This is a genomic window from Streptomyces pactum (assembly GCF_002005225.1).
Classification (GTDB): domain Bacteria; phylum Actinomycetota; class Actinomycetes; order Streptomycetales; family Streptomycetaceae; genus Streptomyces; species Streptomyces pactum_A.
Genome location: NZ_CP019724.1, coordinates 5,417,605 through 5,430,237 on the forward strand (window position 1 = coordinate 5,417,605; position 12,633 = coordinate 5,430,237).

At 73.5% G+C, this 12,633-nt stretch carries 12 protein-coding genes; 4 read left to right on the forward strand and 8 right to left on the reverse strand.

Going from position 1 to position 12,633, the window contains the following annotated elements:
* Positions 1-183: 183 nt before the first annotated feature.
* From B1H29_RS23090 to B1H29_RS23105, 4 genes are all read right to left on the reverse strand, one after another.
* Entirely contained in the window at positions 184-636 is a 453-nt protein-coding gene (locus tag B1H29_RS23090) for an SRPBCC family protein (RefSeq protein WP_055417123.1), read from the reverse strand.
* A 98-nt stretch (positions 637-734) separates the two neighbouring features.
* Entirely contained in the window at positions 735-1,778 is a 1,044-nt protein-coding gene (locus tag B1H29_RS23095) for an SEC-C domain-containing protein (RefSeq protein ID WP_055417122.1), read from the reverse strand.
* 227 nt (positions 1,779-2,005) lie between these two features.
* Positions 2,006-3,505, reverse strand: a complete 1,500-nt coding sequence (locus tag B1H29_RS23100; RefSeq protein WP_055417121.1) for a glycoside hydrolase — start codon at positions 3,503-3,505, stop codon at positions 2,006-2,008.
* Between the two features lie 175 nt (positions 3,506-3,680).
* Complete coding sequence (locus B1H29_RS23105; RefSeq protein ID WP_055417120.1) at positions 3,681-4,109, reverse strand: DUF3592 domain-containing protein; 429 nt, start codon at positions 4,107-4,109, stop codon at positions 3,681-3,683.
* Between the two features lie 254 nt (positions 4,110-4,363).
* Between B1H29_RS23105 and B1H29_RS23110 the strand changes: the two genes are divergently transcribed.
* Positions 4,364-4,729 carry a DUF6412 domain-containing protein gene (locus tag B1H29_RS23110; RefSeq protein ID WP_234392959.1) on the forward strand — a complete coding sequence of 122 codons (366 nt, stop codon included), beginning with the start codon at positions 4,364-4,366 and terminating at the stop codon, positions 4,727-4,729.
* A 105-nt stretch (positions 4,730-4,834) separates the two neighbouring features.
* Entirely contained in the window at positions 4,835-5,548 is a 714-nt protein-coding gene (locus B1H29_RS23115) for a YidC/Oxa1 family membrane protein insertase (RefSeq protein ID WP_055417119.1), read from the forward strand.
* Between the two features lie 114 nt (positions 5,549-5,662).
* Here B1H29_RS23115 and B1H29_RS23120 read toward each other — a convergent pair whose 3' ends face one another.
* A complete protein-coding gene (locus B1H29_RS23120) occupies positions 5,663-7,096 on the reverse strand; it encodes a vanadium-dependent haloperoxidase (protein WP_055417118.1) in 1,434 nt (477 codons plus the stop codon).
* Positions 7,097-7,395: 299 nt separating this feature from the next.
* On the opposite strand from B1H29_RS23120, the gene B1H29_RS23125 reads away from it, so the two are divergent.
* A complete protein-coding gene (locus tag B1H29_RS23125; RefSeq protein WP_055417117.1) occupies positions 7,396-8,253 on the forward strand; it encodes a fumarylacetoacetate hydrolase family protein in 858 nt (285 codons plus the stop codon).
* A 100-nt stretch (positions 8,254-8,353) separates the two neighbouring features.
* Here B1H29_RS23125 and B1H29_RS23130 read toward each other — a convergent pair whose 3' ends face one another.
* From B1H29_RS23130 to B1H29_RS23140, 3 genes are all read right to left on the reverse strand, one after another.
* Complete coding sequence (locus tag B1H29_RS23130) at positions 8,354-9,226, reverse strand: LLM class F420-dependent oxidoreductase (RefSeq protein ID WP_055417116.1); 873 nt, start codon at positions 9,224-9,226, stop codon at positions 8,354-8,356.
* Positions 9,227-9,332: 106 nt separating this feature from the next.
* Positions 9,333-9,815: a heme-degrading domain-containing protein gene (locus tag B1H29_RS23135; protein WP_055417115.1), complete on the reverse strand. Its 483-nt coding sequence runs from the start codon at positions 9,813-9,815 to the stop codon at positions 9,333-9,335.
* Complete coding sequence (locus B1H29_RS23140; RefSeq protein ID WP_055417114.1) at positions 9,812-10,915, reverse strand: Gfo/Idh/MocA family oxidoreductase; 1,104 nt, start codon at positions 10,913-10,915, stop codon at positions 9,812-9,814. The genes B1H29_RS23135 and B1H29_RS23140 overlap by 4 nt, the downstream gene beginning before the upstream one ends.
* A 344-nt stretch (positions 10,916-11,259) precedes the next feature.
* Here B1H29_RS23140 and B1H29_RS23145 point away from each other — a divergent pair, with 344 nt between their 5' ends.
* Complete coding sequence (locus B1H29_RS23145; protein WP_055417113.1) at positions 11,260-12,549, forward strand: ROK family transcriptional regulator; 1,290 nt, start codon at positions 11,260-11,262, stop codon at positions 12,547-12,549.
* The last annotated feature ends 84 nt before the right edge of the window (positions 12,550-12,633 follow it).

Consider the following 12,633-nt stretch of genomic DNA (forward strand, 5'->3'; position numbering starts at 1 on the left):
ACGACCCCCTCGATCAACACACCGATGTCGCTCAGTTCTAACAGGAGCCACTGACACCGAGCCACGCCTGTAGTGCCGAGCGCCCATCAAATGAGCAGAGCGTGAACACTCACCGGGTGAGTGTTCACGCTCTGCGAAGTGGGTCTCCCGGCGGAGGGGACACGCCGGCGACGTCCGCCCCGCTCAGCCCCTCGCCCCCTCCGCCAGGAACCCCTCCAGCCCGTCCAGGAGCATGCCGCTGCCCTGCTCCGCCCCGTCCCGTGCTTCCGCCGACTCGCAGGTCTGGCTGACGGTGATCACGGTGTTGCGGGGGCCCTGCTCGGTGAGTTCCATGGTCATCGTCTCGGGCTCGGGGCGGCCGGGGATGTCCATGCCGATGACCAGGTGGCTGGGCTCGGCCACCTCCAGGTAGGAGCCGGTCAGGGGGAACTCGGCGCCGTCGGGGGTGACCATCGTGGCCTTCCAGGCGCCGCCCGGCCGTACGTCCAGTTCGACGGAGCCGGGGGCGGCGTGGGCCCACTGGGCGTACTGGTCGGGGGTGGTCCAGGCCTGCCAGACCCGCGCCGCGGGGGCGTCCAGGGTGCGGGTCAGGGTGTAGGAGAAGCCGTTCGCCGGGGTCTTCTGCTCGGTGCTCATGTCGTCCTGTCTCCTTGGGTGACTGGTCTCGACGCCTTGCGCTCTCTTCGCGAGTTCGTGAGGCTGTTGCACCTTTAGACGTCCGGCGGGGCGGGAACTCATCGGTCCGCCGCGCCGGCTCCTTCCGGTCCGTGGCACCGCGCGTACGGCCTCTCCGAGCCGCACCAGCACGCCGCCCCCCGCTGCGGCGGCCACGCCACCGCGCGTCCCCGGGCCGCCAGCGTCGTCGCGTACTGGGGGAGGAGGGCCGGGTCGGCGGGGGAGGAGCCCTCCGACGCCGCGAAGGCCTCGTAGGACGGGACCGTGCCCCGGACCACGCCGAGGTTGGGGGTGCCGGACGACGCCAGCTCGCGCAGTGCCGCCTCTATGGTCGCCAGGTGCTCCTCGTACGAGGGGTACTCGGCGGCGAGGGGCGGATAGGCATCCAGCAGTTCCGCCAGCTCGTCGGCCGGCCAGTGGAGCATGGCCACCGGGAAGGGACGGGAGAGGGCTTCGCGGTAGGCGCCCAGTTCGGCGCGCAGGCGGGAGATCTCCGCCTCCAGGTCCGCCGGGTTGTCCGAGCCCAGGGACCAGACGCGCTTGGGGTCGTGCAGCTCGTCCAGGGAGACCGGCATGGAGTGCAGGGTGTCGGCGAGGGCGTCCCACTCGTCGTGGGCCTGGCCGAGCATCCTGCGGACGCGGTGGCGGCCGTAGAGGAGGGGATGCGTCGAGTACGGGGGTTCCGGGACGTCCGTCAGGAGCAGGCGGGCGCCCTCCGTGAACGTCTCGTGCGCCGCCTCCAGCTCGTCGTGGGCCTCCAGGGCCTCGGCGACGATCACCCAGGGGGTCGGGTCGCGCGGCGACGCCGCGCGGACGCCGTCGATGATCGCCCTGGCCTCCGCCTCATGGCCGTACTCCCAGAGGTTCGACGCCTTGAGGGCGCGCACCAGGGACGGGTTCTCCAGGCCGGGGGAGCCGGTGGAGGAGGCCAGCAGGCGGTCGTAGAGCTTGGTCGCGGCCGGGCGGTCGCCGGAGAGTTCCAGGTGGGCCGCGGCGCGCAGGAGCAGGGCCTCGGCGTCCTCGGGGTAGAGGCCGGCGGTCCGCTCCAGGCGTGCCGCTTCGGCGGTGTGGTCGACGTTTTCGGCGGGCGTGTCGGGGCGCATGGGTGACACCGTACTGCCGACGGGTGGCGAAGGTGAGGTACCCGCAGGCCAGAGGCCGCCGCAGGCCAGGGGACCGGTGCCAGGACCGGCGCCCCGCGGGCTCCCGGCGCGGGTGCCCCGTCGTCTCCTGTGCCGTCACCCCGTCACCCCGTCACCCCGTCACCCCGGCACCCCGGCACCCCGTCACCCCGTCACCCCGTCGTCCCCTGTGTCGTCACCCGTCGTCCCTACGCCGTCACCCCGTCGATCTGCAGCGTCTGCACCGACCGCCCCGCGAACGGCACGCTCACCGTCCGTCCGCTGAGACGGGTGTCCGTATGCGCCGCGTACAGGTCGCCGGTACCCGTCGTCACCGTGTTCCAGCGGGGGACCAGGCCGCCCGCTTGACCGGTCGCGGCGGAGAAGCGGGAGAGGTCGAAGGTCAGGGTCCGGGACGACTCCGACGTGTTCGCCGCCACGACGACCAGGCGTCCCGCCGCCCTGTCCAGCGCCGCCGCCGCGTAGCTCACGCCGGTGTCGAGGATCGTCATGCCGGGGCGGATGTGGCGGCTGAACTGGGCCAGCACGTAGTACTTCGTCTGCACGGCGCCCGGCTGGAGCGTGTCCGGGTCGTACGCGATCGTCGCCCAGCCGGCCGACGGGTCCATGACCTGCCAGTAACACCAGGCCGTGGGGTGCAGCCAGCGGAAGTCGTAGAGCAGGTTGCTCGCCATGCTCATGCCGGTGGCGTCGTTCTGGCCGGTCTCCGAGTTCCACAGGGTCTTGCGGGACGTGGTCACCACGTCCGTGTAGAGGAGGTCGCGGCGGCCTCCGGAGCCCTGGTAGCCGTGCACGTTGACCTGGTCGACCAGGGCCTTCGTCGTCGGCCCGAAGGAGTTCCAGGTGGTGCGGGCCAGGTCGTAGCTCGTCTCGTCGGACGCCGATATCGCGGTGTCCGTCAGGCCCCGCTTGTCCAGTTCGGCGCGCAGGTGCCCCAGCACCGACGCCTGTGTGGGGGCGTCGATATGGCAGCCCTCCTGCTTGCCGGTCGCCGTCCACCAGTTGGAGCTGGGTTCGTTGAAGGGGTCCACGGTCGCGAAGGTCACGCCCCAGTTCGCCCGCGCGTGCGCAGCCACCGACGCCAGGTGGGAGGCGTGCTGTCGGTGGTTCCAGGGCTGGAGGTTGTTGCCGCCGTCGGCCGCGCCGGACGGATTGTGGTTGGCGCACATCCACCACATCGGGGAGTTGGCGAACAGCTCGCAGGTCGCGCCCCGCTCCACCGCCATCAGCAGCATGGCGCGCTGCTTCGCGTCCGCCGACCAGTTCCAGGCCGAGGAGGACGGGTCCTCGTCGCGCCAGTCCTGCCAGTAGCCCTCGATCTGCTTGAAGCCGGGGATGTTGGGCGACTCCACCATGCGCTCGCCGTCCACGGCGTTCCAGCCGCACGCGCCGAGGTTGTAGCGCGCGATGTTCAGGCCGAGTCCGGGCAGGGTGCGGCCGCCGTACGGCACCCGCCGGGTGGTGAAGAAGAGGTCCGCGAAGTCGGCGCGGTCGCCGAAGACGTTGGCCCACCAGGCCAGGGACGTGCCCCAGCCCTCCCACGTGCCGTACGCCGCCGCCGGGTCCACGCCGACCGTGGCGTCCGCCGCCGTGGCCGCGGCCGCGGACGCGTGCGCGGTGCTGGTGGCCAGGGTGCCGCCGAGGAACGTACCGCCTGCCGCGGTCAGCAGGGTTCTGCGTCGGATCATGGCTGTCTCCGCCTCTCCGCTCGCGGTCAACCAGGGGGAGGGATACGGGAGTTGACTGTTCTTCTGTGCCGTGTGCCCCCTCGTCTCCAGGAAGCATCGGGTGTGGCACGTGAGGTTGTCGAGGGGTGTGACAGCGCTTTCCAGCCCTTTCCCTCGGGGTTATCGGAAGGGGTTGTCAGAAGGGGTGGAGGAGGGTCGCCATGCGGAACAGGACCGCCGTCAGCGTGCCCACCCACAGCAGCACTCCCAGGCACAGGCCGAGCAGCGCCGTCCGGTAGCGCTCCGGTGAGTCCAGGGACACGCTCTCGGGGGCGCCGGGCAGATGGCGGACGCGGACGCGGGTGCCCTCGGCGAGGCGGTGGGCGCCGGTCGTGCCGGGGATGGCGTACTCGTGCTCGGCGCCTTCCGCGTCGGTCCAGCGGACCACCGGGTGCAGAGCGGCGTACGTCCCCTCCCGGGACGCGGTGTGGTCCGTCACCACACCCTCCGCGACGCGGCCCAGGCGGCGTATCAGATGCTCGGTGACCGCGTTCCGGGCTTCCAGGGCGGTCAGGGCGAGACCGCCGAGGAAGGGGAGCAGGGCGAGAAGCCAGTACACACTCATGGACGGTGAGCCTATGGCCGGCCGCCATTCCGGCAGGGCCGCGCCGTCGGTCGCCGGTGGCGCACGGCGGCGCACGGCGGGGCGAGGCGGGGCAGAGCGGCGGCCGTCGGCGGCCGGACCCGCACGGGGATGAGCCCGCACGGGGATGAGCCCGCACGGGGATGAGCCCGCGCGGGGATGAGCCCGCACCGAGTCCCGTGGGGGCCGGTCCTGTATAACTGGGGCAAACGCGCGTACGAGAGGGGGAGTGGCCGATGACCCGAGAACGGGCCGTCCCGCGTCCCCCGCGCACCCCGCGTTCCGTGGGCTACCAACGCCCCCTGCGCATCCTGCGCCCCTTGCTCGTACTGCTGCTCGTGCTCCTCCCCGTCGCGCTCGTCGACGTCGGCAGCCTCTCCGCCACCGTCGCGCTCGCCGCGACCGCCGCGGTCGGTTCCGCGCTCGCCGTCTGCGCCGTCATCGCCGCGCGCAGCGCGCCCGCGGTGCCGCGCACCCGGGTGCGTACGGCCATCAGGGACCGGGACCTGCGTACGGCCTTCCTGCCCCAACGCGATCCCGACGCCCCCGGCCGCCGCCGGCCCCGAGCGCCCGGGCACGCCCTCCCGGCGACCACCGCGTAGGGCACGCACAGCTCCTTCCGTACCCGGCCCCGCGCCGGTCGTGTCGTCATGCCGCCATCCCCGCACCACCCCGGCACGACGAGACCCCCGGAGGGCTCACCACCCATGTCCGTCTTCTCCAGCCTGGTCGAGCACCTCGCCGACCTGCTCCAGCCGCTCTTCGGCGCCTCCGCGGCGGCCGCGGCCATCGTCCTGTTCACCGCCCTCGTACGACTTCTCGTCCACCCCCTGTCCAGGGCCGCCGCCCGTGGGCAGAAGGCGCGCACCGAGCTTCAGCCGAGGATCGCCGAACTGCGCCGCAAGCACGCGAAGAATCCCGAGAAACTCCAGCGGGCCGTGCTCGAACTGCACGCCGAGGAGAAGGTGTCGCCGCTGTCGGGGTGCCTGCCCAGCCTGTGCCAACTGCCGGCGTTCTTCCTCCTCTACCACCTCTTCTCCAGCTCGACGATCGGCGGGCAGGCCAACGAACTGCTCTCCCACCAGCTCCTCGCCGCACCGCTCGGCGGGCGGTGGGCCGACGCGCTCGGCGACGGCGGGCCGGTCGGCGGCGCCGGGCTCGTGTACGTGGCGCTGTTCGCGTTCGTCGCCGGGGTCGCCCTCTTCGGTTACCGGCTCACCAAGCGGACGATGGCCGAGCGCCCGGTGCTGCCGGCCGGTGACGGGGAGACCACGCCGGGGCTCGGTGCGATCACCAAGGTGATGCCGTTCATGTCCTTCTTCACGCTCGTCACCGTGGCCGTCGTACCGCTGGCCGCCGCGCTGTACGTCGTCACCAGCACGACGTGGAGCGCCGTCGAGCGGGCCGTCCTGTACCGGTGAGGGCGCGGGCGGCGCACAGCGGGGAGCGGGTCCGTGGCCGGTGGCCGGTCACGGACCCGCGGGGCGCGCGTCACCAGGGCTGCGGGGTCCGCGCGTGTCACCGGGGCTGCCGGATCACAGTTCCCGCAACTCGTGCTCGACGACGTACGTGCCGACGTCCCTGCCGAGCTCCAGACCGTCCACCGCGTCCCACGGATAGTGGACACCGAGCCAGAGGCGGCTGTCGGCGTTCTCCTCGGCGGCCTCGCGGAAACCGTCGAACGTCCGGTTCCGGACCGGCGACCTGGGATCGTCGGTACGTGCGGTGAACGTCATCCGGTCGGTGCCGAAGACGTCGGTCATCACCGTCTGCCAGGCCCCGCCGAAGGTCGCGTGCCCCGACGCCCACGCGGGGAAGCACGGTGTGGTGCCGAGCGGCTCCCAGGCGGGGTCGTTCAGGCCCACGCCGATCGCCGAGACCGGGCGCCACAGGTCGATCTGCGTGCGGTACTTCACGTCCCACTCGGCGATCGCCGCGTCCGCCAGTCCGAGGGACACCAGGGCGTACATGCGGGCCGTGCGGTAGGTGTCCACACCGCGCAGGTCGGCGAGGATGCCGGTGAGTTCGAGGAACTGGCCGGGCGTCTTGTAGGTGCCGTCGGCGTCGTTGGCCCAGAACCAGGCCGCGGCCGTCTGGTCCCTGGTGCGTTCGGTGGAGTCCACCCCGCCGAGCCGGCGGGCCTGGTCCACCTGCGCCCGGTACTCCGGGCTCGCCAGCAGGGCCTCGTACGTGCCGTACGTCTCCGGTGTCGCGGGCCGGAACTGGGTGGAGGAGGTGAGGGCGAACGGGCGCACCCCGCCCCAGTGCGGGTCGACGGCGTCGCTCTCCGCGGTGCACCCGGCGTCGCCGGTCGGCCGCCAGGCGCCGGGCACGCCGTCCAGCCGGTACGACGTGGTGCCGCGCGAGCCGTCCTCGTAACGGGTGTTCCACATGCGGTCGGCGATCGGTTCGGCCGCCAGCGGCTTGAGGATGTCGAAGTCGGTCCACTCGTGGCCGAAGCGCTGCGTGAAGCGCGTGTTGATCAGGGTCTGCTGGTCGGGGAAGAGGCGTACCAGGAGGTTGCGCGCGGTGTGCCCGATGAGCCGCTCCTCCTCGGCGGGCCCTTCCCGCAGAGGCGCTCCGGAGTACTTGGGCGCCTCCAGGTACGGCTCGAACCTCAGGGTGTGCCAGGTGCGCTGGTACGCGCTCTCCGCGTCGTAGATCGCGGCGTTCATCATCGCCGCCGCGCGGGCGAGCGGGCCCGGTCCGACGCCCTGTTGCCGCTTGAACACCTCGAGCAGCACCGAGTTCCAGTACTGCACGGGCCGCCCGTCGAAGGTGTCGTCGGCGAAGGCGGAGGCGGAGGCGGAGGTGGTGGCGGTGGCGGTGGCGGCCGCGGCCGGTGGAGCGGCCATGGACAGCGGTGCCAGCAGCGCCGCGAGCGCCGCGGGCAACGCGAACCACGACCGGACCCGTAACGCGCCGTCCGGCCGCGTCCGGCCGGGTCTTGCGGACGTTCTCGAGAACATGTGCCCTCCCCTGTCCGAGCCGGCGCGGTCGCGTCGGCGACCCCGAAACTAGGAGGCCGGGAGGGCTCAGGCATCCCACGGGAAGAGGACGGTGGTAAACCCCTGCGGTAAGTCGGGCGCCCGTCCTCCACCGTGCGCGGTAGTGACCGGGCACGCGCCCTACGGTCCAGTACGTGAACGGGGTATTGCGGAGTGGTCCCCGACCTCGGAGGATCGACCAGTCCTCCGATGGCTGCGCACTGCCGCATCCAGGTCGCACCTCATCGGGCGGGCTGCCCGCGATCGAGGAGTTGGGGATCATGAAGCTGTTGCGAGTCGGTACGGCGGGGTCGGAGCGACCCGCGCTGCTCGACGCCGACGGGACCCTGCGAGACCTGTCGGGCGTGGTGACGGACATCGACGGAGCGATGCTCGGCGATGACGCCGCGCTCGATCGGGTACGGGCCGCCGCCGAAGCCGGTGACCTGCCCGCCCTGGACGGCACGGGGCTGCGCGTGGGACCGCCCGTGGGACGCGTCGGCAAGATCGTGTGCATCGGTCTCAACTACCACGACCACGCGCGCGAGACCGGGGCCGAGCCGCCCGCCGAGCCCGTCGTCTTCTTCAAGGCGCCGGACACGGTCGTCGGGCCGCACGACACGGTGCTCGTGCCGCGCGGCTCCGCCAAGACCGACTGGGAGGTGGAGCTGGCGGTCGTGATCGGGCGTACGGCCCGCTATCTGGAGTCGGCGGCGGAGGGCCTCGCGTGCGTCGCCGGGTACGCGGTCGCGCACGACGTGTCGGAACGGGAGTTCCAGATCGAGCGGGGCGGGACCTGGGACAAGGGCAAGAACTGCGAGACGTTCAACCCGCTGGGGCCGTGGCTGGTGACCGCCGACGAGGTGCCCGACCCGCAGCGCCTGTCGCTGCGGCTGTGGGTGAACGGGGAGCTGAAGCAGGACGGGACGACGGCGGACCAAATTTTCCCGGTGGGGGAGGTCGTGCGGTACGTCAGCCGGTTCATGGTGCTGCGCCCCGGGGACGTCATCAACACGGGGACGCCGGCGGGGGTGGCGATGGGGCAGCCCGAGCCGAAGCCGTATCTGCGGGCGGGGGACGTGGTCGAGCTGGAGGTCGAGGGCCTCGGGCGGCAGCGGCAGGAGCTGAAGAACGCCTAGGCCGCTCCGCCGGGGGGCGCTGGGACCGGGTGCGTTGTCGGCCGCTGGGCGTAGGTGGCTGAGCGCGCAGTTCCCCGCGCCCCCTTCAGGGGCGTCTGCCTCACGTCAGCAGTGAAGCGAGCCTGCGCCAGCCCTCCCTCGGGAGGCGGGTCGTGTCGTCCTCGACCAGTTGGAGGGCCACGTGGTCGGCGCCCGCGTCGTGGAAGGCGTCGACGCGGGTGCGGATCGTGTCCTCGTCGCCCCAGGCGAAGACGGCGTCGACCAGGCGGTCGCTGCCGCCGCCGGTGACGTCGGCCTCGGTGAAGCCGAGGTTGAGGAAGTTCCCGGTGTAGTTCGGGAGTTCCAGGTACCGGGCGAGGTAGGCGCGGGCCGTCGCGCGGGCGCGGGACGGGTCGGAGTCGAGCACCACCTTGAACTCCGGGGCCAGCAGCGGGCCCGCGCCGAGCCTCTCCCGGGCCTCGGCGGTGTGCTCCGGGGTGACCAGGTAGGGGATCGCGCCCGCCGCCCGGTCGCGGGACAGCTCCAGCATCTTCGGGCCGAGCGCGGCCAGCACCCGGTGGCCGGCCCGCATGCCCGCCTTGTCCAGGTCGTCGAGGTAGCCGACCATCGTCGAGTACGGGCGGCTGTACCCCCGCACCCGCGGGCCGTGGCTCACGCCGAGGCCGAGCACGAAGCGGCCGGGGTGGGCCACCTCCAGCTCGGCGAAGCGCGCCGCCGCGGCGGAGGCCTCGTGCTCCCAGATGCTCTGGATACTGGTGCCGACCACGAGGCGCGAGGTCGCCTCGATCAGCGGCGCGGCGTCCCGGGCGGAGGTGTTGCCGCCCAGCCACACGGCGCCGAACCCGAGCTCTTCCAACTCGGCGACGGCCTCGCTCCGTTCGTCGGCGCGCGCCGGGTCCTCGGCGCGCAGTTGCGCGCTCCAGACGCCGTACCGTCCGACCGATTCCCGCAAAGAAGCCGTCGTGTCGTTCATCGGTTGCGATCCCTCCGGTGGGCACCGTGATCTTCCTGCGTACCTGTCTGCCAACCACGGGTACCCACCGGCGATTCCCCGGGTACGCCGCCCGGGGCCGATCGGGCTACTCGCCCAGGAACCGCTCCAGCGCCTCCACCACCAGCCGGTGGTCCTCCACCTGCGGCAGCCCGGACACCGTCACCGCGCCGACCACACCGACGTCCGCGACGGTGACCGGGAACGAGCCGCCGTGCGCCGCGTAGGTGTCGGCGTCGAGCCGCGAGGACTCCTCGAACGTCGTGCCCTTGGCCCGGAAACGAGAGCCCACCAGGTACGACGCGGAGCCGTACCGCTCCACCACCCGGCGCTTGCGGGCGATCCAGGCGTCGTTGTCCGGCGTCGAGCCGGGCAGGGCCGCGTGGAAGAGCTGCTGGCCGGCGCGGTGGATGTCGACGGCCACCGGCGCCCGGCGCTCCCGGGCCAGCTCGACCAGGAGGGAGCCCAGCGCCCACGCGTCGTCGTTCGTGAACCGGCGGAAGACCAGGCGGCGTTCCTGCGCCTCCAGTTCCTCCACGGTCGGGACCGCTGCCTCGGGGGCGGGGCTCACAGGGTCACCACCACTCCGTCGCGGGCGGACCGGCGGGCCGCCTCCAGTACGTCCAGGGCGGCAGCCGCCTCACGGGCGCCGACCGGGTTGGGTCCGCCCTCCAGCAGGGCCTTCGCCACCGCCGCGTAGTAGGCGGGGTAGTCGCCCGGTACGGTCGCCGCCACGCTTCCGCCGCCGGTCACCGGGGACTCCCCGGAACCGACGCGGCCCCACAGCGACTCGTCCTCCTCGCCCCAGCCGGGGCCGGGCCGCTTGCCCTCGCGCAGCGCCGCCTCCTGCGGGTCGAGGCCGTGCTTGACGTACCCGGCCTTCGAGCCCAGGACCCGGAAACGGGGGCCGAGCTGGGCGGCGGTGGCGGAGACGTACAGGTGGGAGCGGACGCCGTTCGCGTGCGTGATCGCGAGGAACGTGTCGTCGTCCGCCTCCGCGCCCGCCCGCCGGACCACGGACTCGGCGTACACCTGCGTGGCCGGACCGAAGAGGACGAGCGCCTGGTCGACGACGTGGCTGCCGAGGTCGTAGAGGAGACCTCCGATCTCTGCCGGGTCGCCGGACTCGCGCCAGCCGCCCTTCGGCTTCGGCCGCCAGCGCTCGAAGCGGGACTCGAACCGCCACACGTCGCCCAGCGCGTCCTCGGCCAGCAGTTGGCGCAGGGTCAGGAAGTCGTTGTCCCAGCGGCGGTTCTGGAAGACGGAGAGCAGCAGGCCGCGCTCCTCGGCCAGCGCGGCCAGCTCCCGCGCCTCGGCCGCCGTGCCCGCGACCGGCTTGTCCACCACGACCGGCAGACCGGCCTCCAGGGCCGTCGTCGCGAGCGGCACGTGCGTCTTGTTCGGGGACGCGATGACGATCAGGTCCAGCTCGGCGGCCCGCTCGAACAGCTCGTCCGGGCCGGCGACGGTCCGCACGTCCGGGAACTCGGCGCGGGCCTGCCGCTGCCGGTCGGGGTTCGAGGTGACCACCGTGTCCAGGGTCAGGCCCTCGGTGGCGGCGATCAGCGGGGCGTGGAACACGGAGCCCGCGAGGCCGTAACCGACGAGGCCGACGCGCAGCGGGCCGCGCGGAGCGTTGCCCGGGGGATTGCCGGAGGGAGTACCAGTCATGCCTCCCACTTTCGCAACGCTGTTGCCAAAGTGCAAGCGCCGGAGACAATGGAGGCGTGAACGGGACGAACGGCGGGAGCGCGGACGCGGATAGCGCGAGGGCGGGGGCGGGTGCCGGTACGGGGTCGGGCGCGGGCGGTATGACTACGGGTGCTGGTGCTGGTGCTGGTGCTGGTGGCGGCGCGGGTGTCGGTACGGGCACGGGCGCTGATGCGGGCACGGGTGCGGGTGCGGGTGCGAGGACGGGCCGGGGCGCTGGTACGCAGACGGGTGCGGGGACGGGCCGGGGCGCTGGTACGGGGACGGGTGCGGGCGCGGGCGTGGGTCCTGCGGCGGGCGGTGGCATGCGGGGCGCGGCGGGTGGCGCCAACCTGCTCGCCCTGCGCAGCCACAACACCGCCCTGGTACTCGACCTGCTGCGCGGCGCCGGTGCCGACGGCATCAGCCGGCTCGAACTCGCCGAGCGTACCGGGCTCACCCCGCAGGCGGTCAGCAAGATCACCGCGCGGCTCCGGGAGGACGGGCTCGCCGCCGAGGCCGGACGCCGCGCGTCCACGGGCGGCAAGCCGCGCACGGTACTGCGCCTGGTGCCGGAGGCGGGCCACGCGCTCGGCGTCCACCTGGACCGGGACGAGCTGCGGGCGGTGCTGGTCGATCTGGACGGTGCCGTGGTGGGGGAGCGGCGCACCCCGCTGGACCTGGGCGCGGGTGCGGTGTCCGTGGTGGAGGCGGTGGCGCGGGCGGCCCGGGAGCTGGTCACCGGCACCCTGGCCCCGGCGGGGGGAGCCCTCGGTGCCGCGCCCACCCTCCTCGGCCTGGGCGTCGCCCTCCCCGGCCCGCTCGACCACGTCCGGGGCGTGCTGCACCGGGTCACCGGCTTCCCGGAGTGGGACGGGTTCCCGTTGCGGGACGCGCTGGCGCGCCGGCTCGGCGTGCCGGTCGTCGTCGACAAGGACACCAACGCGGCGGCGCTCGGCCTGGCGGTCGGTCTCGCGGCCGGTGGCAGGGGCGGCGAGCGGAGCGGTGAGCGAGGCGATGAGGACGGCCGCGAAGGCGACGGCGACGACGAAGGCGCCAGTGACAGCGCCAGTGAGGGCGAGGGCGCCAGTGAAGGCGTCGGCGGGGGCGGCTGGGGCGGCTGGGGCCTGGGCGGCGGCGAGGGAAGCGGTTCGTTCGCCTATCTGCACCTCGGTACGGGACTCGGCGCCGGCCTCGTCTTCGGCGGCGGCGTGCACCGGGGCGCCCGGACCGGCGCCGGGGAGTTCGGGCACCAGGTCGTCCAGTTGGACGGGCCGCCCTGCACCTGCGGGGCCCGCGGCTGCATAGAGGCCCTGTGCCTCGGTGCGGTGGCCCGCGGCGACCTCGCGGAGGCGGCCAGGGTGCTGGGCGCGGGCGCCGCGAACCTCGTCGGGCTGCTCGACATCGACCTGGTCCTGCTGGGCGGCCGTACCGTCGCCGCCGCGCCCGGCACCTTCGTCCACGGGGTCGGCGCCGTCCTCGACGCCCGCGCCCGGCGCGAGGGCGGACGCGACGGCTCCGTACCGGTGCGGATCGCGCCCGGCGGGACGCGCGGAGTCGCGGAGGGCGCGGCCCAACTCCTGCTCGCCCCGCTGTTCGGGCGCGGCGGCGCCTGACGGTGCTCGCTCGCCGCCCCGGTGCCGGACGACGAGCGGAGCGGATGTCCCGGCGGCACGCCGTCCGCGTCCGGCTCTACCCGC